Here is a 21,750-nt window from a genome sequence, read left to right on the forward strand (position 1 = left end):
TGTTGGTGTTGGCGAGGATTGGTCGGATTTTAATCAGGTGAAGCTTCGCGAATAAATTCGCTCCTACAGAGGGGCGCAGTTTATTTGGTAGGAGCGAATTCATTCGCGAAGAACGCGGCGCGGTGTGTCGGGCACACCGCGCTTGTCCTTTACTCGTGACTGACTGGCACACCCTTCAGATAGGCTGCCGGCTCTGCGCCGAGGTTGCTCAGCAGGCGTTCGCTGTACCAATCGACGAAGTTGACCACGCCGAACTCGTACGTCTTGGAGTACGGACCTGGCTGGTAAGCGGTGGAGTTGATCCCGCGCTGGTTCTCTTCAGCCAGACGACGGTCCTGGTCGTTGGTGGCGTCCCATACTTTGCGCATACGCTCGACGTCGTAATCGACACCTTCGACCGCATCCCTGTGCACCAGCCATTTGGTGGTGACCATGGTTTCCTGTGCGCCCAATGGCCACACGGTAAAGACGATGATGTGATCGCCCATGCAGTGGTTCCACGAGTGCGGCAGGTGCAGGATACGCATTGAGCCCAGGTCTGGGTTTTTGATCCGGCCCATGAGTTTCTTGCTGCCGACTTTGCCATCGATGGTCATCGACACGGTGCCCTTGAGCAGCGGCATGCGCACGATACGGTTACGCAGACCGAAGCTGGCGTGAGCGTAAGGAATTTTCTCGGCTTCCCAGGCAGCGGCAGAGGCGGCGACATGGTCCTTGAAGGCCTGGTCGGCACGCGGGTCGGTGACGTCGTCCCATTCCAGCAGGGTTTTCAGCAGTTCCGGGTGCGACGCGTTGCAGTGGTAGCACTCGCGGTTGTTTTCCAGCACCAGCTTCCAGTTGGCTTTCTCCAGCAAGGTGGTTTGCACCGCCACCTTGGTGTTCTCCATGTCGTACGGTTCCATGTAGTGATTCAGCGTCTGCAGGAAATCATCGATGGCCGGCGGGTTTTCCGCCAGGCTGATAAAGATGTAACCGCCCGCTGTCTTTACGTTTACCGGCTTGAGACCGTATTGTTTCATGTCGAAGTCGGCGCCCATTTCGGTGCCGGCGAACAACAGACGGCCGTCCAGCTCGTAAGTCCACTGGTGGTAGTTGCAGACCAGCTTGGCGACTTTGCCCTTCTCACTGGTGCACAGGCGCGAACCGCGGTGGCGGCAGACGTTGTGGAACGCATGGACCTGGCCTTCGGCACCGCGAATCACAATGATCGGGTTTTTGCCGATTTGCAGGGTCAGGTAATTGCCCTTGGCCGGGATCTCGCAGGTCATGCCTGCGATCAGCCACTCTTTTTGAAAGATTTCCTGCATGTCGATTTCAAACAGCCGCTCGTCACTGTAGAAAGGCTGCGGCAGCGAAAACGTGCGTTCGCGGTTCTGCAGCATTTCGGCGGTGGCCTTACGTGCAGGTTCCAGCGGATCGCCCAAGCTCAAGGTTGCGGTGACGTCCATCTTTCAAGTCCTCATGACCGTTTTCAACGGTCGGCGAATGGCTAATACGGTTCTTTATGGTCAGTTGCACGCAAGGCGACGGTTCTTTTGCCGTTTATGTTTACGAATAGCTTTTCAAGAAAAAAGCCCGCAAATATTTAATGGCGAGTGTGGGGTCCGGCGCTGACCGAACCTTATCCATGGGCGACATGGCCGAATCCGTTCCCGACGCGCGAACCCCAGTCGTTAGGGGCTGGTCGCGATAAGTACGTCAATGTCGCTGATAGGTAAGTGGGCAGTCTGCGCCTTACGCAGAATCCGCATCATAAGGCCGACAGTCGGCCGTGGAGATGAGCATGTCTAACAGTTTCCTCAGCCCGGTAAATACCCAGACTTGGGCCAATGGCCGCCACCTGGTGCGTGTCGTCAAGGTGATCCAGGAAACCTGGGACGTGCGCACCTTCTGTTTCATGGCCGATCAGCCGATTCTGTTCTTCTTCAAGCCTGGGCAGTTCGTCACCCTGGAGCTGGAAATCGACGGCGTGCCGGTGATGCGGTCGTACACCATCTCCAGCTCGCCTTCGGTGCCGTACAGCTTCTCCATCACCATCAAGCGCGTACCCGGCGGCAAAGTGTCCAACTGGCTGCATGACACCCTGCATGAAGGCCAGGAGCTGGCCGTGCACGGGCCGGTAGGGTTGTTCAACGCCATCGACTTCCCCAACCCGAAAATCCTCTACCTCAGCGGCGGTGTCGGGATCACCCCGGTGATGTCCATGGCACGCTGGTTCTACGACACCAATGGCAATGTCGACATGACCTTTGTCCACAGCGCTCGCTCGCCCAAAGACATCATTTACCACCGCGAGCTGGAGCACATGGCGTCGCGGATCGACAACTTCAGCCTGCACCTGATCTGCGAAAAACATGGTCTCGGCGAACCCTGGGCCGGGTATCGCGGCTATCTGAACCAAAAAATGCTGGAATTGATGGTGCCGGACTTCCTTGAGCGCGAAGTGTTCTGCTGCGGGCCAACGCCGTACATGAGCGCGGTCAAGCGTCTGCTGGAGGCCAACGGTTTCAACATGGCTCAGTACCACGAAGAATCGTTCGGCGCGACGCCACCTGAAGCCCGTGCCGATGCGGTGGAACAAGCCGAACAAGCGGCCGACGCCCCGGAAATCGATCTGGCGGACCTGCATCAGGTGGAGTTCATTTCGACCGGCAAGAGCATTCGCGTCGGTCCGGGCGAAACCGTACACGCCGCCGCCGCCAAGCTCGGCCTGATGATCCCCAAAGCCTGCGGCATGGGTATCTGCGGGACCTGCAAGGTGATGAAGCTGGGCGGGGAGGTGGAGATGGAGCACAACGGCGGCATTACCGATGAAGACGTGGCCGAGGGTTACATCCTGTCGTGCTGTAGCGTGCCTAAAGGGGATGTGCGGATCGACTACTGAGCGTGATCTAAAAAGCTTCGCAGGCAAGCCTGCTCCCACAGTGGATTGCGTTCTTCTGTGGGAGCAGGGGGGGCGCCTAGTTCTTGCCTGCGAAAGGGCCGACTGGGTTACACCCTAAACCGCGAAACCATGCTGTTGAGGTCGACAGCCAGGCGAGACAGTTCGTTGCTGGCGGCGCTGGTCTGACTGGCGCCAGTCGCCGATTGCACCGACAGGTCTCGGATGTTCACCAGGTTACGGTCCACTTCGCGCGCGACGTGTGCCTGCTCTTTGGCGGCGCTGGCGATCACCAGGTTGCGTTCGTTGATCTGCACGATGGCCTGATTAATGGTGTCCAGCGCCATGCCGGCACCTTTGGCGATGCTCAGCGTCGATTCAGCCCGTTCGGTGCTGTTACGCATCGAATCTACAGCTTTTTCGGTGCCACCCTGAATGCTGCCTACCATCCGCTCGATTTCGCTGGTCGACTGCTGGGTGCGATGCGCAAGGGCACGAACTTCGTCGGCAACCACAGCAAAGCCGCGACCGGCTTCGCCCGCCCGCGCCGCTTCGATGGCAGCATTGAGGGCCAGCAGGTTGGTCTGATCCGCCAGACCACGAATTACGTCCAGCACCTTGCCGATATCCCGTGATTCATTGGCCAGGTTGCCGACCAGTTCGGCGGTGCTTTGCACGTCACCGCTCATACGCTCGATAGCGCCGACCGTTTCCATCACCAGTTCCCGACCATCGCTCGCTGAGGTGGTGGCGCTTTTCGAGGCATCGGAAGTGCTCACGGCATTGCGCGCGACTTCTTCCACGGCGCTGGTCATTTGATTGACGGCGGTCGCGGCTTGCTCGATTTCTTTATTCTGCTGCGAGAGTCCCCGTGCGCTTTCGTCGGTGACGGTGTTCAGCTCTTCGGCTGCCGAGGCGAGCTGCGTGGCCGAGCCGGAAATCCGTTGCAGGGTGTCGCGCAGTTTTTCCTGCATTTTTTTCATGGCCGCCAGCAAGCGGCCGGCTTCGTCATTGCCGTCGACTGTGATCGGGTGTGTCAGGTTGCCTTCGGCAATCTCTTCTGCGGCGGCCAATGCCTGGGCGATGGGCAGGGTGATGCTGCTGGTCAGGAGCCAGGCGAAGATGATGGTGAGGAGGGTGGAGGCAATCAGGATCCCGACCAGAAGATCAAACGCCATGTCGTACTGGTCGCTCGCCTCTTTATTGCTGTCGCTAAGCTGACGGGTATTGATATCCACCAGCGTGCTCAGCACGGTATTCATTTGTTCTGAGTTGCTCAGCAGGTCCGTGTTGAGCATTGAGCGCAGTTCATCAACCTGGTTGTTGCGCGACATCGCCTTGATTTTTTCTTCAAGCTGGCGGTACTCGGCCAGCCTCTGTACGTATTGGTCATACGCTGCGTGCTCCTCCGAGCCGACGATCAGCTTCTCGTAGATGCTTTGTGCGGCCCGAATCTGCTCGTTTCTTAGCTGAAACAACTCGATGGTTTTCTGTTGAACGTCGGGCTCGCGATTGGTCAGCAAGCGGTAAGACAGGACGCGCAGGCGCAGTGTCAGTTGGGTGAACTCATCAAGGGTCTTGATGCTGGGAAGGCTGTTCTGCTCAATCTCCATGCCGGCCGCACGGATCTTGCTCATCTGCGTTAACGCAAAGATGCCGAGGATCAGCATCAGGCTGCCAATCAGGGCAAACCCGAGAAACGCGCGGGGAGCGATGTTCATGTTGCGAAGGGACATAGGATTTTCCGAATAGGGCGCGTTCCATGCGGCGTAAGGCAAAAAAAGCGTGGCTTGCATCACCTATCGGACATAAGACTAAAGTCTTGAGCGTTACTGGCGAACTTGCCTGTATTTGTCGCAGGCGGTGTGGTCCGACGAGCAGCAGGAACCCGATAAGGAAAATGCAGTCAGTAACACTTCCTATGCGTTTACATCGGCAACGCTTGAAAAGAAGCGGATCGGCCAGGAATCAAAGGCCTCAACACCCTGATAAGCCTGGCGTGTGCAGTGACTTTTCTTTATCGTGTGCCCCTTTGAAATTTGCCCGAGAAATCAAAATGTTGGAAGCATCCCTGAGTCAATTGGAACAACTGGTCGGTGATCTGGTGCAACAGAATCAGACCCTGCAAAACACTAACGCGCAATTGACTGCCGAGTTGGCGCAAGTAAAGGATGATAACGACAGTCTGCAACTGAGCCTGCTGGAGCAGGAAGAAAAGCAGGGCGCTGCCGCTGCCCGTATTCAGGCATTGGTTCAGCGTGCCACTAGCGCCAACCCTGTCAGCGCATGAGTAGCGATAGTCATGCGGTGAAGGTCATCTCGATTCTGGGTAATGACTATTCGATCAAGGCACCTGCCGGGGAAGAGCAGACCTTGCTTGACGCGGCAGTCATGCTCAAGGCGGCCTTGGCTGACACCAAAAAGAAGTACCCGAGCCTGATCGGCGACAAACTGCTGGTATTGGCGGCGTTGAATCTGTGTTCGCAGCAGATCGAGCTTAAACAGCGGCACAAAGTGGATCTCAACCGTTATCAAGAGCAGGTCAGCGCCACGGTTGAAGTGATCTCCAAGACCCTTGCTCGGGGGTAAGCACCCCCTTTATTGTGGGAGCGAATTCATTCGCGAAGGCGGCGTACCTGACACACCGCATCCAACCCTTCGCGAACAAGTTCGCTCCTACAGAAGACCAGCTTTATCCCGCCTGCATCACCGTTCGGATATCCGCTGCCAATTCGCGTACGCGGTCTTCCTCGGTGTCCCACGAGCACATGAAGCGCGCACCGCCGTCGCCGATAAAGGTATAGAAACGCCAGCCTTTTTGGGTCAGCGCTTTGATCGCCGGTTCCGACAGTTGCAGGAACACGCCGTTGGCCTGTACCGGGAACATCAGGGTTACGCCGGGAATGTCTTTCACCAGTTCGCTGAGTAATTGCGCACAGTGGTTGGCGTGGCGTGCGTGTTTGAGCCAGGCATCGTTCTCCAGAAGCCCAACCCATGGCGCAGAGAGAAAGCGCATTTTCGAGGCCAGTTGCCCGGCTTGTTTGCAGCGGTAATCGAAGTCTTCAGCCAGTTTGTGATTGAAAAACAGAATCGCCTCGCCAACGGCCATGCCGTTTTTTGTGCCGCCGAAGCACAGCACGTCGACGCCTGCTTTCCAGGTCAGTTCTGCCGGGGAGCACCCAAGATAAGCACAGGCATTGGCGAAACGCGCGCCGTCCATGTGCAGATTGAGGCCCAGTTCCTTGCAGGTGGCGCTGATGGCCTTGAGCTCTTCGGGCTGATAGACACTGCCGACTTCAGTCGCTTGGGTCAGGGTCACGACCCGAGGTTTTGGGTAGTGAATGTCCTGACGTTTGAGTGCGACTTCACGAATAGATTGCGGCGTCAGCTTGCCGTTTTCACTGCGGGCGGTCAGCAGCTTGGAACCGTTGGAGAAAAACTCCGGTGCGCCGCATTCGTCGGTTTCGACGTGGGCGGTTTCCGAGCAGATAACGCTGTGGTAGCTCTGGCACAACGACGACAGCGCCAGAGAGTTGGCTGCGGTACCGTTGAAGGCGAAAAATACTTCGCAGTCGGTTTCGAATAATTTGCGGAAATGATCAGAGGCGCGAGCGGTCCATTCATCGTCACCATAGGCGCGCTGATGACCATGATTTGCCTGTTCCATGGCGGCCCAGGCCTCGGGGCAGATCCCGGAATAGTTGTCGCTGGCAAACTGCTGGCTTTTGTCGGTCATGGCCGGATCTCTGTGATCGAATAGGATCGCACTTTAACCAAGATTGTTGGCTCTGGTCATGCGTTGTTCTGTTTCCCGCTTTTTTTCATCGAGTGCATGGAGCGTTATGAGGTCGTTGCAGAAAAATCCGATGGCTACCGGGCGAGACGCTGCACTGGACCTGCTCAAGTGGCTGGCGATGCTGAGCATGGTGCTCGACCACTTGCGTTACGTCGGCTGGCCGGTGGATTTTCTGTATGTACCGGGGCGCTTTGCGTTTCCGTGGTTTTGCCTGGCGATTGCCGCCAACCTGGCACGCAGTGAGGCCCGTCGGTGTGTGCAATGGCGCTATTTGGGCTGGTTGCTGATGTTTGCCGGGCTGACGGAGCTGCCTTACCGGTTGTTCATGCCGCACGCCGACACGCTGAACGTGCTACCGACCTTGGCATTGGGGCTGTTGCTGGCGCAGGGCTGGCGCGATCGTACGCCTTGGGCGTTGTGTCTGGCGGGCGTGGCGTTGCTGGTGGCGGCAGTTTTCCAGGCGCAGTTGATGTTCGGCTTTTTTGGCGTCGCGCTGCCGTTGGCGTTCCTGTGGGTGCTGCGCGGACCCTGGTACGGCGCACTGTTGCCGGGGCTGGTGTGCCTGGCGAGTAATGCCTGGCCGGAGATGTTCGCGGGGGCGCGCGGGGGTGATGGCGTGTCGATACTGGGCATCGCGGTGTGCCTGATGGCGCCGCTGGTCGGTTTGGCAGTGCTGCGAACCCGGCTGACGTTCGCGGTCTGGCCGATGCGGCGCTGGGCGTATGCGATCTATCCCGTGCATTTTTTGTTGCTGTTGGGGGCGAGGTTTTTGGTGGCAGGGTGAATGCGTCCTACCTGTCAGACCGCGTCGGCTCCTTTCGCGAATAAATTCGCTCCTATCAACAACCTGTAAGTGATTGAAAAATAAAATATAAATTTTATTAAATTTTCAGCAAAACGCTGATCCCCTGTAGGAGCTGCCGAAGGCTGCGATCGCCCCGGGGTCGCGTCCGACGGAACCGGTCGCTTTCTTGATACCGCTGAAGGTCGTGCCGGTCGCCCGCGACCCCGGCCTATCGCAGCCTTCGGCAGCTCCTACAGAAAACTGTGTACCTCCGTGGGAATTCATTCGCGAAGGCGCCAGTTCAGGCAGCATAAATCCCCCGCCAAGCCCCTTAACATGGCCATTCTCAGCCACCAATTATCTCTACGCGCCAAGCCATGTCGTAAACGCACCTTTGCGTGGCGTCCATAGGCATTTGGCCTCTCTGCGTCGGACCTAACATCGCATCCAAAGGGCACTCTACACGCCCTATCGATAAGCCAGGCGCAGCGCCGCCGCTGGGAGAACCGCGATGTTCAGCAAGCAAGATAAAATCCAAGGCTATGACGATGTACTGTTGGCGGCGATGAATGCTGAAGAGCAACGTCAGGAAGACCACATCGAGCTGATCGCTTCGGAAAACTACACCAGCAAGCGCGTGATGGAAGCCCAGGGCAGCGGCCTGACCAACAAATACGCAGAAGGCTATCCGGGCAAGCGCTACTACGGTGGTTGCGAGCACGTGGACAAGGTCGAGCAATTGGCCATCGATCGCGCCAAGCAACTGTTCGGTGCTGATTACGCCAACGTCCAGCCGCACTCCGGCAGCCAGGCCAACGCCGCGGTCTATCTGGCCCTGCTGCAAGCGGGCGACACCGTGCTGGGCATGAGCCTGGCCCACGGCGGTCACCTGACCCACGGCGCCAAAGTCAGCTTCTCCGGCAAACTGTATAACGCTGTGCAATATGGCATCGATACCGCCACCGGCTTGATCGATTACGACGAAGTCGAGCGCATCGCCGTTGAATGCAAGCCAAAAATGATCATCGCCGGTTTCTCGGCCTACTCGAAAACCCTGGATTTCCCACGCTTCCGCGCCATCGCCGACAAAGTGGGGGCTTATCTGTTTGTTGATATGGCCCACGTTGCCGGTCTGGTCGCCGCTGGTCTGTACCCAAACCCGCTGCCGTACGCTGACGTCGTCACCACCACCACCCACAAAACCCTGCGCGGTCCACGTGGTGGTCTGATCCTGGCCAAGGCCAACGAAGAAATCGAGAAAAAACTCAATTCCGCCGTCTTCCCTGGCGGTCAGGGCGGCCCGTTGATGCACGTTATTGCGGCCAAGGCCGTGTGCTTCAAGGAAGCGCTGGAGCCGGGCTTCAAGGTCTATCAGCAACAAGTGATCGATAACGCCCAGGCCATGGCAAAGGTGTTCATCGACCGTGGGTACGACGTAGTGTCCGGCGGTACCGACTGCCACCTGTTCCTGGTCAGCCTGATCCGTCAGGGCCTTACCGGCAAAGAAGCCGATGCTGCCTTGGGCCGGGCGCATATCACCGTGAACAAAAACTCCGTGCCGAACGATCCACAATCACCGTTTGTCACCTCGGGCCTGCGTATCGGCACCCCGGCCGTCACCACTCGTGGTTTCAAAGTCCCACAGTGTGTTGAGTTGGCTGGCTGGGTGTGTGACATTCTCGACAACCTCGGCGATGCAGATGTCGAGGCCAATGTCGCCAGCCAGGTTGCGGCACTGTGCGCCGATTTCCCGGTTTATCGCTGAGTCAGGAGTAGCCCCATGCAGCATTACTCAGGCTTCGGCCTCTTCAAGCACTCTCTCAGCCACCACGAAAACTGGCAGCGCATGTGGCGCACGCCGACCCCGAAAAAAGTCTACGACGTGGTCATCGTCGGCGGCGGCGGTCATGGTTTGGCGACTGCGTATTACCTGGCCAAGGAGCACGGCATCACTAACGTGGCCGTGGTCGAGAAAGGCTGGTTGGGCGGCGGTAATACCGCACGCAACACCACCATCGTGCGTTCCAACTACCTGTGGGATGAGTCGGCGCACCTGTACGAACACGCGATGAAACTGTGGGAAGGCCTGTCGCAGGACATCAACTACAACGTGATGTTCTCTCAACGCGGCGTGTACAACCTGTGCCATACCCTGCAAGACATCCGTGACTCGGAACGTCGGGTCAGCGCCAACCGCCTGAACGGCGTGGATGGCGAGTTGCTTAACGCTAAACAGGTCGCGGAAGAGATTCCGTACCTGGATTGCTCGAAGAACACCCGTTACCCGATCATCGGCGCCACCGTTCAACGCCGTGGCGGCGTTGCCCGTCACGATGCCGTGGCCTGGGGCTTTGCCCGCGCCGCCGACGCCTTGGGCGTCGACCTGATTCAACAGACCGAAGTGATCGGCTTCCGTAAGGAAAACGGCGTGTGCATCGGCGTCGAGACCAACAAAGGTTTTATCGGCGCCAAGCGCGTCGGCGTGGTGACGGCTGGTAACTCAGGGCACATGGCGAAACTGGCCGGCTTCCGCTTGCCGATCGAATCCCATCCGCTGCAAGCGCTGGTGTCCGAGCCGATCAAGCCGATTATCGACAGCGTGATCATGTCCAACGCAGTTCACGGTTACATCAGCCAGTCCGACAAAGGCGACCTGGTGATCGGTGCCGGTATCGACGGCTACAACGGCTACGGCCAGCGTGGTTCGTACCCGGTGATCGAACACACCATTCAAGCCATCGTCGAGATGTTCCCGGTCCTGTCCCGAGTGCGCATGAACCGTCAGTGGGGCGGCATCGTCGACACCACGCCGGACGCGTGCCCGATCATTTCCAAAACGCCGGTCGCCAACATGTTCTTCAACTGCGGTTGGGGCACCGGTGGCTTCAAGGCAACGCCGGGCTCGGGCAACGTATTTGCCGCCAGCCTCGCCAAAGGTGAAATGCACCCCTTGGCCAAGCCATTCTCCATCGACCGTTTCCACAACGGTGCGCTGATCGATGAACACGGCGCCGCTGCTGTCGCCCACTAACAGGAGAAATCCCTATGTTGCACATCTTCTGTCCTCACTGTGGCGAACTGCGCTCCGAAGAGGAGTTTCACGCTTCGGGCCAGGCTCATATCCCGCGTCCGCTGGACCCGAATGCCTGCACCGATGAGCAGTGGGGCGATTACATGTTCTTCCGCGACAACCCGCGCGGTCTGCACCATGAACTGTGGAATCACGTGGCCGGCTGCCGTCAGTACTTCAACGCCACGCGTGACACCGTGACGTACGAGATTTTCGAGACTTACCTGATCGGCACCAAGCCGCAGTTCACCAGCAAACCGGCCAGCCCTCAGTTGGCCAACACTGGCCTGGGAGAGAAGGTATGAGCCAGAACAATCGACTGCCCAACGGCGGCCGTATCGACCGCAGCAAGGTGCTGAACTTCACCTTCAACGGTCAGCAGTACCAAGGGTTTGAAGGCGACAGCCTGGCCGCAGCCCTGCTGGCCAATGGCGTCGACATCATTGGCCGCAGCTTCAAGTATTCGCGTCCTCGCGGGATTTTCGCGGCAGGTTCCGAAGAGCCGAACGCGGTGTTGCAGATCGGCGCTACCGAAGCGACCCAGATCCCTAACGTGCGCGCTACGCAACAAGCGCTGTATCAAGGTTTGGTCGCCACCAGCACCAACGGCTGGCCGAGCGTCAATACCGACGTGATGGGGATTCTTGGCAAGGTCGGCGGCAAACTGATGCCGCCGGGCTTCTATTACAAAACCTTCATGTACCCGCAATCGTTTTGGATGACCTACGAGAAGTACATCCGTAAGGCGGCGGGCCTTGGTCGTTCGCCTACCGAGAACGACCCGGACACCTATGACGCGATGAACCGGCACTGCGACGTGCTGATCGTCGGCGCCGGCCCTGCTGGCCTGGCCGCAGCCCTGGCGGCCGGTCGCAGCGGTGCGCGGGTGATTCTGGCGGATGAGCAGGAAGAGTTCGGCGGCAGTCTGCTGGACAGCCGTGAAAGCCTGGATGGCAAACCGGCGGCCGAGTGGGTTGCCACCGTGCTGGCCGAGCTGAAAAAAATGCCGGAAGTGACCTTGCTGCCACGGGCGACCGTGAACGGCTACCACGACCATAATTTCCTGACCATTCACGAGCGTCTGGCCGATCACCTCGGTGACCGCGCGCCGTTGGGTCAAGTGCGTCAGCGCATGCACCGGGTTCGCGCCAAGCGCGTGGTGTTGGCGACGGGTACTCACGAACGTCCGCTGGTGTACGGCAACAACGATGTGCCGGGCAACATGCTCGCTGGCGCTATTTCTACCTACGTCCGCCGTTATGGTGTGGCGCCGGGCAAAAAACTGGTGCTGTCGACCAACAACGATCATGCCTACCGCGTCGCGCTGGACTGGTTCGATGCAGGCCTGCAAGTGGTGGCAATCGCTGATGCCCGCAGCAATCCGCGTGGCGCACTGGTTGAAGAAGCACGGGCCAAAGGGATTCGTATCCTGACCTCCAGCGCCGTTGTCGAAGCGCGCGGCAGCAAACACGTGACCGCTGCCCGTATCACGGCCATCGACGTCAAAGGCCATCGCGTCACCAGCCCAGGCGAATGGCTTGATTGCGACCTGGTCGGCAGTTCCGGTGGCTACAGCCCTATCGTGCATTTGGCGTCCCACCTGGGCGGCAAGCCGATCTGGCGTGAAGACATCCTCGGTTTCGTACCGGGTGAAGCACCGCAAAAACGCGTTTGCGTCGGTGGCATAAACGGTGTGTACGGCCTCGCTGATGCCTTGGCTGATGGTTTCGAGGGCGGTGCTCGCGCAGCCAACGAAGCCGGCTTCAAGATAGTCGCAGGCATCTTGCCAAAAGCCCTGAGCCGCCTGGAAGAACCGACCCTGGCACTGTTCCAGGTGCCCCATGACAAAGCCACCGCACGGGCGCCGAAGCAATTCGTCGACCTGCAGAACGACGTCACCGCTGCCGCCATCGAACTGGCGACCCGCGAGGGTTTCGAGTCGGTCGAGCACGTTAAACGCTACACCGCGCTGGGTTTCGGTACCGATCAAGGCAAGCTCGGCAACGTCAACGGTCTGGCGATTGCCGCCCGTTCGCTGAATATGTCGATCACCGAAATGGGCACCACGATGTTCCGCCCGAACTACACGCCGGTGACCTTCGGCGCGATAGCCGGTCGTCACGCAGGGCACATTTTCGAGCCTGTGCGCTTCACCGCGCTGCACGCCTGGCACGTTAAAAACGGTGCCGAGTTTGAAGATGTCGGCCAGTGGAAGCGCCCGTGGTACTTCCCGAAAAAAGGCGAAGACCTGCACGCCGCCGTCAGCCGTGAATGCAAAGCCGTGCGCGCCAGCGTTGGCCTGCTCGATGCCTCCACACTGGGCAAAATCGACATTCAAGGCCCGGATGCGCGTGAGTTTCTCAACCGCATCTACAGCAACGCCTGGACCAAGCTCGATGTGGGCAAGGCGCGTTATGGCCTGATGTGTAAAGAAGACGGGATGGTCTTCGACGACGGCGTGACCGCCTGTATCGCCGATAACCACTTCCTGATGACCACCACCACCGGCGGCGCTGCACGCGTGCTGCAATGGCTGGAAATCTATCAACAGACCGAATGGCCAGACCTGAAGGTGTACTTCACCTCCGTGACTGACCACTGGGCGACCATGACTCTGTCCGGGCCGAACAGCCGCAAGCTGCTCAGCGAAGTCACCGACATCGACCTGGGCAAGGACGCTTTCCCGTTCATGACTTGGAAAGAAGGCCTGGTGGGCGGTGTGCCGGCGCGGGTGTTCCGTATCTCCTTTACCGGTGAGCTGTCGTACGAGGTCAACGTCCAGGCCGACTACGCCATGGGTGTGCTGGAAAAAATCGTCGCAGCGGGCAAGAAGTACAACCTGACGCCGTACGGCACTGAAACCATGCACGTCCTGCGGGCCGAGAAGGGTTTCATCATTGTCGGTCAGGACACCGATGGCTCGATGACCCCTGACGACCTGAACATGGGCTGGTGTGTTGGCCGGACCAAACCGTTTTCGTGGCTCGGCTGGCGTGGCATGAACCGCGAAGACTGCGTGCGTGATCAGCGTAAACAGTTGGTCGGTCTGAAGCCGATCGACCCGACCAAATGGCTGCCCGAAGGTGCGCAATTGGTGTTCGACACCAAACAGTCGATCCCGATGAGCATGGTCGGTCACGTGACCTCCAGCTACACCAACGGCTCGCTGGGTTATTCGTTCGCGCTGGGCGTGGTCAAAGGCGGCCTGAAACGCATGGGCGAACGTGTGTTCGCACCGTTGGTCGATGGCACCGTGATCGAAGCCGAAATTGTGTCTTCGGTGTTCTTCGATCCGAAGGGTGAGCAGCAGAACGTTTGAGGCGTATCAGGCGCGATGTGTCGCCTGATCTATTCGCGGATGAATCCGCTCCCACAATGAAATGCGTACCACTGTGGGAGCGGATTTATCCGCGAAGGCGCCAGCAGCCGCACCCTTTATGTTGTGCACAGTGAAACAAACAGAATTCAGGACAGGTGCTCTATGACCACAGCCAACGTTTACCAACAGCGGCCAACGACCGGCGAAAAAGCCGAGTCGCCGCTGTTTCATGCCGACCTCAATAGCCTGGTTGGCAAAGGCCGCAACAATCCCGGCGTGACCCTGCGCGAGAAAAAACTGCTGGGCCATCTGACCCTGCGTGGCGATGGCAAAGACCCTGCATTCGCAGCCGGTGTCGCCAAGGCGCTGGGCATGGAATTGCCGGTTGCCCTGACCGTCGTCGTCAAGGGTGAAAGCTCACTGCAATGGCTGGGCCCGGATGAATGGCTGCTGATCGTCCCGAGTGGCGAAGAGCTGGCTGCCGAACAGCGTCTGCGTGAAGCACTGGCCGGGCTGCACATCGCCGTGGTCAACGTCAGCGGCGGGCAAACCCTGCTGGAGCTGACCGGGCCTAAGGTTCGCGAACTGCTGATGAAATCCACCAGCTACGACGTGCACCCGAACAATTTTCCGGTGGGTAAAGCCGTCGGCACGGTGTTCGCCAAGTCGCAATTGGTGATTCGCCGCACGGGTGAAGAGACCTGGGAACTGCTGATCCGCCGCTCGTTCTCCGACTACTGGTGGCTGTGGTTGCAGGATGCCAGTGCTGAGTATGGTTTGAGTATTCAAAGCTAATCACCGTGGGACCGAATTCATTCGGGAATACAGGCTGTCGGGCGCCTGTTGTCTGTACGGACGCCTTCCCGAATGAATTCGGTCCCACAGGTCAATTTGCAGACAAGGAATAGACAATGAGCCGCGCCCCCGATACATGGATTCTGACTGCCGACTGTCCGAGTGTTTTAGGTACGGTGGACGCGGTGACTCGCTATTTGTTTGAGCAGGGCTGCTACGTTACCGAGCACCATTCCTTCGATGACCGGCTGTCGAGCCGGTTCTTTATCCGCGTCGAGTTTCGTCAGCCGGAGGGCTTCGATGAACAAGCTTTCCGTGTGGGCCTGGCCGCACGCGGTGCAGCCTTCGGCATGGTCTTCGAGCTGACCGCGCCCAACTATCGGCCCAAAGTGGTGATCATGGTCTCCAAGGCCGATCACTGCCTGAACGATCTGCTCTATCGCCAGCGCATTGGCCAATTGTCTATGGACGTGGTGGCGGTGATCTCCAACCACCCGGACCTGGAACCGCTGGCGCGTTGGCATGAGGTTCCTTATTACCACTTCGCCCTTGACCCCAATGACAAGTCATCGCAAGAGCGTCAGGTCTGGCAAGTGATTCAGGAGTCCGGTGCCGAGTTGGTGATTCTTGCTCGCTACATGCAGGTGTTGTCGCCAGAGCTGTGCCGCCGTCTCGACGGTTGGGCGATCAACATTCACCACTCGTTGCTACCCGGCTTCAAGGGCGCAAAACCCTACCATCAGGCCTACAACAAGGGCGTGAAACTGGTCGGTGCAACAGCGCATTACATCAACAACGACCTCGACGAAGGCCCGATCATTGCCCAGGGCGTCGAAGCAGTCGATCACAGCCACTACCCCGAAGACCTGATCGCCAAAGGCCGGGATATCGAGGGCCAGACGTTGGCGAGGGCAGTGGGGTATCACATCGAGCGGCGCGTGTTCTTGAACGCGAATCGCACGGTGGTTCTTTAGTACCGAGGTGCTGCCATTCGCAGGCAAGCCTGCTCCCACAGGGGAATGCGATCACTGTGGGAGCAGGCTTGGTCTGGGCCGCATCCGGACGATGGCGGCGTCATAGACAACAAAAATTCAACGCTACTTATAAAACAATAAAGCGAGGTGAAAGCATGTCTGGTAATCGTGGTGTGGTGTATCTCGGCGGCGGCAAGGTCGAAGTACAAACAATTCCTTTCCCGAAAATGCAGAACCCACAAGGTAAACGCATCGATCACGGCGTCATCCTGCGTGTGGTATCGACCAACATCTGCGGCTCGGACCAACACATGGTGCGTGGCCGTACTACAGCTCAGACTGGTCTGGTGCTGGGTCATGAAATCACCGGCGAAGTAATCGAAGCCGGTCGCGATGTGGAAAACCTTAAGGTAGGCGATCTGGTTTCCGTGCCGTTCAACGTGGCGTGTGGCCGTTGCCGCAGCTGTAAAGAGCAGAACACCGGCGTGTGCCTGACCGTCAACCCGGCGCGTCCGGGCGGTGCTTACGGTTATGTCGACATGGGTGACTGGGTCGGTGGCCAGGCGGAATACGTGTTGGTGCCATACGCTGACTTCAACCTGCTGAAACTCCCGGACCGCGACGCGGCGATGGAAAAAATCCGCGACCTGACCTGCCTCTCCGACATCCTGCCGACCGGTTACCACGGCGCAGTGACGGCAGGTGTTGGCCCAGGCAGCACCGTGTATGTTGCGGGCGCGGGCCCTGTGGGTCTGGCTGCTGCTGCTTCGGCACGCTTGCTTGGCGCTGCGGTGGTGATCATTGGCGACGTCAACCCGGTTCGCTTGATTCACGCCAAGGCTCAAGGCTTCGAAGTCGCCGACCTGTCGCTGGACACCCCACTGCATGAGCAAATCGCTGCGCTGCTGGGCGAGCCAGAAGTGGACTGCGCCATTGACGCCGTGGGCTTCGAAGCCCGTGGTCACGGTCATGACGGCGTGAAACACGAAGCACCGGCCACGGTTCTGAACTCATTGATGGGTGTTGTTCGCGTCGCAGGCAAAATCGGTATTCCCGGCCTGTACGTCACCGAAGATCCAGGCGCAGCCGATGCTGCCGCGAAAATGGGCAGCCTGAGCATCCGCCTGGGTCTGGGCTGGGCTAAATCCCACAGCTTCCACACTGGCCAAACCCCGGTCATGAAATACAACCGCCAACTGATGCAAGCCATCATGTGGGACCGCATCAAAATCGCAGACATCGTCGGCGTCGAAGTCATCAGCCTCGACGAAGCACCACGCGGTTACGGCGAATTCGATGCCGGCGTACCGAAGAAGTTTGTGATTGATCCGCATAAGTTGTTTAGTGTGGCGTAAGGGATTACAGAATGGGCGACATTAAGTCGCCCATTTAATGAGTCAGAAGTCTTACATGGCTGAGTCTTTAGGTGATGATGTGTGGGGTATCAAAGTCGAGTGCTTTTATACGTCACCGGGCTATATTCGAATGTATGGTATCCATTGTCTTTAACGTTGAACGGGTTTTTTTTATAGATTTTAACGCCTTGGTCAAAGCTGTATGTTCCATTGCCAAGACGACGAATACGTGCTGACTCACTGGAGATGAGGTTCTGAAAGATATCGGGTGTGGGGCTGACGCGTACCGTATTGATATATCCGGTTACCGGTTTTTCAGTGAGAGCAGAAAAGCTTCGGATAAATGAATTAGGGCCTCCGTTTGCTGAGTAACACATCACCATATTTATATCTTTATATTTTTCGAAATTAATCCCGGCTTTCGTGCTGGCATTATATAGCTGTTCAGGCGTCCAGTTCTTCCCCGCTGACAGTAGGGAGTGCCCCCCATTCTTAGAGGTTCTATTTCCATGCCCAAAAAACGTAAGGCTTAATTTATTTTTGCTAGTTGTCTCAAAGCTGTGTATGCCGTCTGCTATTTTTTTTATATTCGTTGCAGGCGTTGGCTTTTTCATCAGCCGTAAGCCCCTTAGTAATGGTTTTAAAAAAGCCGGCGTATGCCCGGTCGGATCCACCCGATTAACCGGATCTCCCAAACAATACGCATACCCATTCAATCCCCCCTCCCCAAACGGACTCAAACTGTCCGGGTTGTTAAAGCGCATCAACACCGGATTAAATGCGCGATAACCATTCCCCAACAAATAATGCCCCGTCACCGGATCAGGCGGTTCGCCATTGAAGCCGAGTAAACACGTCATGCCGCTTTCTGCCGGGCGATGGCCATAGGCGGTATACGCCATGGGCTTGTGCGTTTGGGCATTGACGGTGTGCAGTACCGAACCCTGCTGATCGGTGAGTAGCAGGGTTGTTTCGAGCGGGGAGGTCATGGCGTTCGCGCTCTGGTCATGGGGACGTATTACGTTCAACCCATGAGAGGCGCCTGCATAGCTAGCAGAAATGCTAGGTCACAGATCACCCTGATCAACGCCCCGCCAATGCCCCTTGGTACAACACCGGTCCGGTCGGTTGTCCGGTGGGTGAGCCGCCTTCGGGTTCCAGGCTGACGGCCAGGGTGACAGGTGCGCCGAGCAGTTTTTGTTGGCTTTCGCTCAGGATGATTCGGCCTTTGCCGTGTGCGGGCAGCAGGCCAAGGGAGACTGGTTTGCCGTCTGCGGGGATGGCCCACAGCTCCAGGCTGCGCCCCGTTTCGACGGAAGGCAGGGTCAGTGGCGCGACGTTCAGGTAGTGGCTGTACGCCTGAACACTGATCGCTGGCTGCTGATTGGCAGCCATCAGTATGGCGCTGTAGTTGAGGGTGTCGCGGTTGTAGAGGAGGCCCGCGATGATCACGACGACCAATGTGCAGGCGACGGCGGCGATGCGCAGCCAATTCCAGAACGGACGTTTGGCCGGGACGTGCAGCTCTTGCGGATCGATACGCGCCGCGATGGCGTGCCAGACGTGTTCGGGCACCGCTTGTTCAGGCAAGTGTTCGGCAAGCGTGACAAGGGTGGTCTGCCACTGCGCCAGTTCGGCGCGTAACACAGGGTCATCCAACAGCAGCTGTTCGAATCGGCGGCGTGCGGTAACGGGCATCAGGCCAATGGCATAGTCGGCGGCGAGGGCGCGGCGCAGTGAGGGTTGTTGGTAGTTCATGATTCAAGGCACCTGCGCAGGCGCTCCATGCCCCGGCGAATCCACGATTTGACCGAGCCGAGCGGTGCGGCTAATTGCGCGGCCAAGTCGGCATAGGACACCCCCTGGAAATATGCCGTGACGATTGAGGTGCGCTGCATGCCTTCAAGCGTATCCAGGCAGCGCTGCAACGCGTGTCCCTCACGTTGGCTGTCGAGTTGTTCCTGGGCATTCGGGCTGTCGTCGAGCAGGGTGTCTGCCTGTTCATCGGTGAGCGGCACTTCGCGGTGTTTGCGCAACTGGTCGATGGCCTGATTACGGGTAACGTTGACCATCCACGTCATGGGGGCCGACAGGTTGCTGTCGTAACGCGAGGCGTTGTGCCAGATTCGCACAAAACTTTCCTGCAACACTTCTTCGGCCAGATCACTACGGTTCATGCAACGCAGGGCGACCGCGAACAGGCGTTTTGAAACCCTTTGATAGAGATTTTCAAAAGCCCGCCGGTTACCGAGCGTGCATTCAGCCAGCAGTTGCCTGAGTTCATCGGCGTCGTCAGAGGAAATAGTGGTTCTCCAGACAAGGTGAAGAGGTTGACTGTGTGGGAAGAGGTTGACTGTGTGGTTTGCCAACTCCATGGCAGGGTAGTCCAGATTGAGCCGCTGTTCCATTCACCTCGGTGCTCTCTTTCCAGGTGCTCGCTTATAGAAGGAGACGTCGGCCTGCCTGATCAGGCAGACCGGCAATGTCTTCAGCTTTTGGGCATCAGTACGTTGTCGATCGCGTGAATCACGCCATTGGACTGAGTGACGTCATAAGTACTGATGTCGGCAACATTACCGGGTTGTGATGGGGAACGTTCAGGCTGCTGTTGTGGTCCTATTTTCACTTTTATACCGGCACTCGCCGAACCCCATGGCTGACGAGGATGTTTTGATGAGAATTTCACGCGGTTTTGCACTGGCTACGCTCATGACCCTGGCAGTGAGCCCGGTTTTCGCTTTCAATTTGAGCGACGCGGCCAACGCGGTTTCCGGCGCGACTGGCGGCAACCAGAACGCCGCGACTACGCCGCAAGCGGCCGGTTTGTTGAATACCTTGGGTACCAAGCTCAACGTCACCCCGGAACAAGCAGTCGGCGGTACCGGCGCGTTGCTGGGGCTGGCCAAGAATAAATTGACTGGCAATGACTATTCACAGCTGACCAAGTCAGTTCCGGGCCTTGATCAACTTTCCGGTGCCGGCGCGCTGGGCAGTTTGGGCAGTTTGGGCGGCCTGACGGGCAACTCGGGTGGTTCGGCAGTGAGCAGTGCGCTGGGCAACGTCAAGAGCATGGCGGACGTCAACTCGGCGTTCAGCGCGTTGGGCATGAACAGCAGCATGGTGGGCCAGTTCGCCCCGCTGATCCTGCAATACCTGGGTCAACAAGGCGCTGGCGGTTCAGCGCTGAAAAGCCTCGGCAGCCTGTGGAATGTCGGCAGCTGATTCACCGGTCTGACGCATCGTCGCGCAAGGCGGCGGTGCGTACGCTCTCCCCAGCCGCCGCTGTTTACGAATGTTTCACGTAGCAGTGTTTATGCTGGCGGCACGTTGTATCGGCGAACCCAATCAACTGTGATGGTCTAAAATCGGGCGCGTCCTACCGGCTTCATTCCTCTAGAGGTATCACCTACGTGAAATCAATCCTTGCCCTGTTGTCCCTGCTGGCCCTCCCTGTGATGGCCGCCGAGCCAACGTTGTATGGCCGCTATGAATTCATTGCGTTGCCGGAAATCGGCGAGACCCTCAAGGCGAAAATGGACACCGGCGCGTTGACCGCATCGCTATCAGCCAAGGACATCGAGTTGTTCAAGCGTGATGGTGAGGATTGGGTGCGTTTCCGCCTCGGGACCAAAGGTGCCAGCGACAAGGTCTACGAACACAAGGTCGCACGGATCAGCAAGATCAAGACCCGCTCCGAAGAAGATGACGATCAAAACGCCGACCCCACCAAGCGTCCGGTGGTCGATCTGGAAATGTGCCTGGGTAACACCAAACGCACCGTCGAGGTCAATCTGACCGACCGCAGCAGCTTCAATTATCCGCTGCTGATCGGTGCCAAAGCCCTTCGTGAGTTCGGTGCGGCAGTCAATCCAGCCCGTCGTTACACCGCGGATAAACCTGATTGCTGATCTGCGGCTGATACCCCCTTCGCGAATGAATTCGCTCCCACACAGGCTGCACAGGATTTTCGAAATCCTAAAACCTTATACCGGCGGCTGAGTGCTCTGCATCGACGGCCGCTGGCTGACGTCGGCGAACCAGTTGGCCAGGTGTGGGCAGCGCTTGCGCCAGCCCAGATCAGGTTGGCGGAAATCCAGATAGCCCAGCGCAGCAGCAACGCTGATGGCGGCGATATCGAAATGCGAGCTGAGTTCGGCGATGGCGTCCTGTTCGAAATACGCCAGGGAGCGCTGGATTTTTTCGGCTTGATTGTCCAGCCACAGATCCCAGTGTTTCTCCGGCGGCCGCAGGGCGGTTTCATACCGAATCAGCAGCGCCGCATCGAGCAGCGCGTCGGCCAGAGATGCCAGGGTCAAACGTCTCCAGCGCGCCGAGCCTTCGCGCGGGATCAGCGGATTGCCGACATGCTGGGCATCGAGGTATTCGAGAATCACTCGGCTGTCATGGATCACATTACCGTCAGCCAAACGCAGCGCCGGCAACTTGCCGGCGGGATTGTCATGATTGAGCGCGGCGTCCGGGCTGACGGGGCTGACCTGAGTCGGCAGCAACTCCACCCGATCACATTGCCCGGTCTCGTGCAGCAGGATCAACACTTTGCGCGCAAAAGGCGATGCCGGGTTGTAGAACAAGGTCATGCTGGGAACGGACATGGGAATTCCTCGAACGAGATAGACCCTAGACTAATCAGCGTGTTGGTTGTCCGCAATGCCGATCCGTCAACGCGTCAACAATCCCCGCGCACTGAGGATTACCGGCACCCCCATCCCGATCCAGGACACCATGTCCCACCTCCCGTCGCCCACTAGCGCGGCG

The 21,750-nt window shown here is 58.3% G+C and carries 21 protein-coding genes; 13 read left to right on the forward strand and 8 right to left on the reverse strand.

Features of this window, described 5'->3' with window-relative positions; translation table 11 throughout:
• Positions 1 to 149: 149 nt before the first annotated feature.
• Positions 150 to 1,448 (reverse strand): glycine-betaine demethylase subunit GbcA, encoded by a 1,299-nt coding sequence (gene gbcA, locus AC1ME2_RS15525; protein WP_480435026.1) that lies wholly within the window; start codon positions 1,446 to 1,448, stop codon positions 150 to 152.
• A 335-nt stretch (positions 1,449 to 1,783) separates the two neighbouring features.
• On the opposite strand from gbcA, the gene gbcB reads away from it, so the two are divergent.
• A complete protein-coding gene (gbcB, locus tag AC1ME2_RS15530; protein ID WP_480435028.1) occupies positions 1,784 to 2,884 on the forward strand; it encodes a glycine-betaine demethylase subunit GbcB in 1,101 nt (366 codons plus the stop codon).
• A 107-nt stretch (positions 2,885 to 2,991) separates the two neighbouring features.
• Here gbcB and AC1ME2_RS15535 read toward each other — a convergent pair whose 3' ends face one another.
• Complete coding sequence (locus AC1ME2_RS15535; RefSeq protein WP_480435030.1) at positions 2,992 to 4,617, reverse strand: methyl-accepting chemotaxis protein; 1,626 nt, start codon at positions 4,615 to 4,617, stop codon at positions 2,992 to 2,994.
• Between the two features lie 320 nt (positions 4,618 to 4,937).
• Between AC1ME2_RS15535 and AC1ME2_RS15540 the strand changes: the two genes are divergently transcribed.
• Together AC1ME2_RS15540 and AC1ME2_RS15545 are read left to right on the forward strand one after the other, a co-directional pair.
• Positions 4,938 to 5,171 (forward strand): hypothetical protein, encoded by a 234-nt coding sequence (locus tag AC1ME2_RS15540; RefSeq protein WP_480435032.1) that lies wholly within the window; start codon positions 4,938 to 4,940, stop codon positions 5,169 to 5,171.
• Complete coding sequence (locus tag AC1ME2_RS15545; RefSeq protein WP_480435034.1) at positions 5,168 to 5,470, forward strand: cell division protein ZapA; 303 nt, start codon at positions 5,168 to 5,170, stop codon at positions 5,468 to 5,470. The genes AC1ME2_RS15540 and AC1ME2_RS15545 overlap by 4 nt, the downstream gene beginning before the upstream one ends.
• A gap of 103 nt (positions 5,471 to 5,573) precedes the next feature.
• Here AC1ME2_RS15545 and AC1ME2_RS15550 read toward each other — a convergent pair whose 3' ends face one another.
• Positions 5,574 to 6,617 carry a threonine aldolase family protein gene (locus AC1ME2_RS15550; RefSeq protein WP_480435036.1) on the reverse strand — a complete coding sequence of 348 codons (1,044 nt, stop codon included), beginning with the start codon at positions 6,615 to 6,617 and terminating at the stop codon, positions 5,574 to 5,576.
• Positions 6,618 to 6,723: 106 nt separating this feature from the next.
• Between AC1ME2_RS15550 and AC1ME2_RS15555 the strand changes: the two genes are divergently transcribed.
• From AC1ME2_RS15555 to fdhA, 8 genes are all read left to right on the forward strand, one after another.
• Entirely contained in the window at positions 6,724 to 7,461 is a 738-nt protein-coding gene (locus tag AC1ME2_RS15555; RefSeq protein ID WP_480435038.1) for a TraX family protein, read from the forward strand.
• 511 nt (positions 7,462 to 7,972) lie between these two features.
• On the forward strand, positions 7,973 to 9,226 hold the full coding sequence (gene glyA, locus AC1ME2_RS15560) for a serine hydroxymethyltransferase (RefSeq protein WP_480435040.1): 1,254 nt from the start codon (positions 7,973 to 7,975) through the stop codon (positions 9,224 to 9,226).
• Positions 9,227 to 9,241: 15 nt separating this feature from the next.
• Positions 9,242 to 10,492, forward strand: coding sequence for a sarcosine oxidase subunit beta family protein (locus AC1ME2_RS15565; protein ID WP_480435041.1), 1,251 nt, complete (start codon positions 9,242 to 9,244; stop codon positions 10,490 to 10,492).
• Positions 10,493 to 10,506: 14 nt separating this feature from the next.
• Positions 10,507 to 10,836, forward strand: coding sequence for a sarcosine oxidase subunit delta (locus AC1ME2_RS15570; RefSeq protein ID WP_480435043.1), 330 nt, complete (start codon positions 10,507 to 10,509; stop codon positions 10,834 to 10,836).
• The gene (locus AC1ME2_RS15575) at positions 10,833 to 13,850 is read left to right on the forward strand and encodes a sarcosine oxidase subunit alpha (protein WP_480435045.1); all 3,018 of its coding nucleotides are present in this window, start codon (positions 10,833 to 10,835) and stop codon (positions 13,848 to 13,850) included. Before AC1ME2_RS15570 ends, AC1ME2_RS15575 begins: the two co-directional genes overlap by 4 nt.
• 162 nt (positions 13,851 to 14,012) lie before the next feature.
• Entirely contained in the window at positions 14,013 to 14,645 is a 633-nt protein-coding gene (locus AC1ME2_RS15580) for a sarcosine oxidase subunit gamma (RefSeq protein ID WP_480435047.1), read from the forward strand.
• Positions 14,646 to 14,761: 116 nt separating this feature from the next.
• A complete protein-coding gene (purU, locus tag AC1ME2_RS15585) occupies positions 14,762 to 15,619 on the forward strand; it encodes a formyltetrahydrofolate deformylase (protein ID WP_480435048.1) in 858 nt (285 codons plus the stop codon).
• A 155-nt stretch (positions 15,620 to 15,774) separates the two neighbouring features.
• A complete protein-coding gene (gene fdhA, locus AC1ME2_RS15590; RefSeq protein WP_480435050.1) occupies positions 15,775 to 16,974 on the forward strand; it encodes a formaldehyde dehydrogenase, glutathione-independent in 1,200 nt (399 codons plus the stop codon).
• 89 nt (positions 16,975 to 17,063) lie between these two features.
• On the opposite strand, the gene AC1ME2_RS15595 is transcribed toward fdhA, so the two are convergent.
• From AC1ME2_RS15595 to AC1ME2_RS15610, 4 genes are all read right to left on the reverse strand, one after another.
• Positions 17,064 to 17,963, reverse strand: a complete 900-nt coding sequence (locus AC1ME2_RS15595; protein ID WP_480435052.1) for an RHS repeat-associated core domain-containing protein — start codon at positions 17,961 to 17,963, stop codon at positions 17,064 to 17,066.
• A 94-nt stretch (positions 17,964 to 18,057) separates the two neighbouring features.
• Entirely contained in the window at positions 18,058 to 18,732 is a 675-nt protein-coding gene (locus AC1ME2_RS15600) for an anti-sigma factor (protein WP_480435054.1), read from the reverse strand.
• The gene (locus tag AC1ME2_RS15605; protein ID WP_480442160.1) at positions 18,729 to 19,349 is read right to left on the reverse strand and encodes a sigma-70 family RNA polymerase sigma factor; all 621 of its coding nucleotides are present in this window, start codon (positions 19,347 to 19,349) and stop codon (positions 18,729 to 18,731) included. Before AC1ME2_RS15605 ends, AC1ME2_RS15600 begins: the two co-directional genes overlap by 4 nt.
• A 113-nt stretch (positions 19,350 to 19,462) precedes the next feature.
• The gene (locus AC1ME2_RS15610) at positions 19,463 to 19,672 is read right to left on the reverse strand and encodes a fasciclin domain-containing protein (RefSeq protein ID WP_480435056.1); all 210 of its coding nucleotides are present in this window, start codon (positions 19,670 to 19,672) and stop codon (positions 19,463 to 19,465) included.
• Between AC1ME2_RS15610 and AC1ME2_RS15615 the strand changes: the two genes are divergently transcribed.
• Together AC1ME2_RS15615 and rloA2 are read left to right on the forward strand one after the other, a co-directional pair.
• On the forward strand, positions 19,648 to 20,196 hold the full coding sequence (locus AC1ME2_RS15615) for a DUF2780 domain-containing protein (protein WP_480435058.1): 549 nt from the start codon (positions 19,648 to 19,650) through the stop codon (positions 20,194 to 20,196). The genes AC1ME2_RS15610 and AC1ME2_RS15615 overlap by 25 nt on opposite strands.
• Before the next feature lie 188 nt (positions 20,197 to 20,384).
• The gene (rloA2, locus tag AC1ME2_RS15620) at positions 20,385 to 20,882 is read left to right on the forward strand and encodes a retropepsin-like aspartic peptidase RloA2 (protein ID WP_480435060.1); all 498 of its coding nucleotides are present in this window, start codon (positions 20,385 to 20,387) and stop codon (positions 20,880 to 20,882) included.
• A gap of 75 nt (positions 20,883 to 20,957) precedes the next feature.
• Here the strand turns inward: rloA2 and AC1ME2_RS15625 are convergent, their stop codons facing one another.
• Positions 20,958 to 21,587, reverse strand: coding sequence for a glutathione S-transferase (locus AC1ME2_RS15625; protein ID WP_480435062.1), 630 nt, complete (start codon positions 21,585 to 21,587; stop codon positions 20,958 to 20,960).
• Between the last annotated feature and the right edge of the window lie 163 nt (positions 21,588 to 21,750).

The sequence above is a fragment of the Pseudomonas sp. ASL9 genome, from assembly GCF_056680335.1.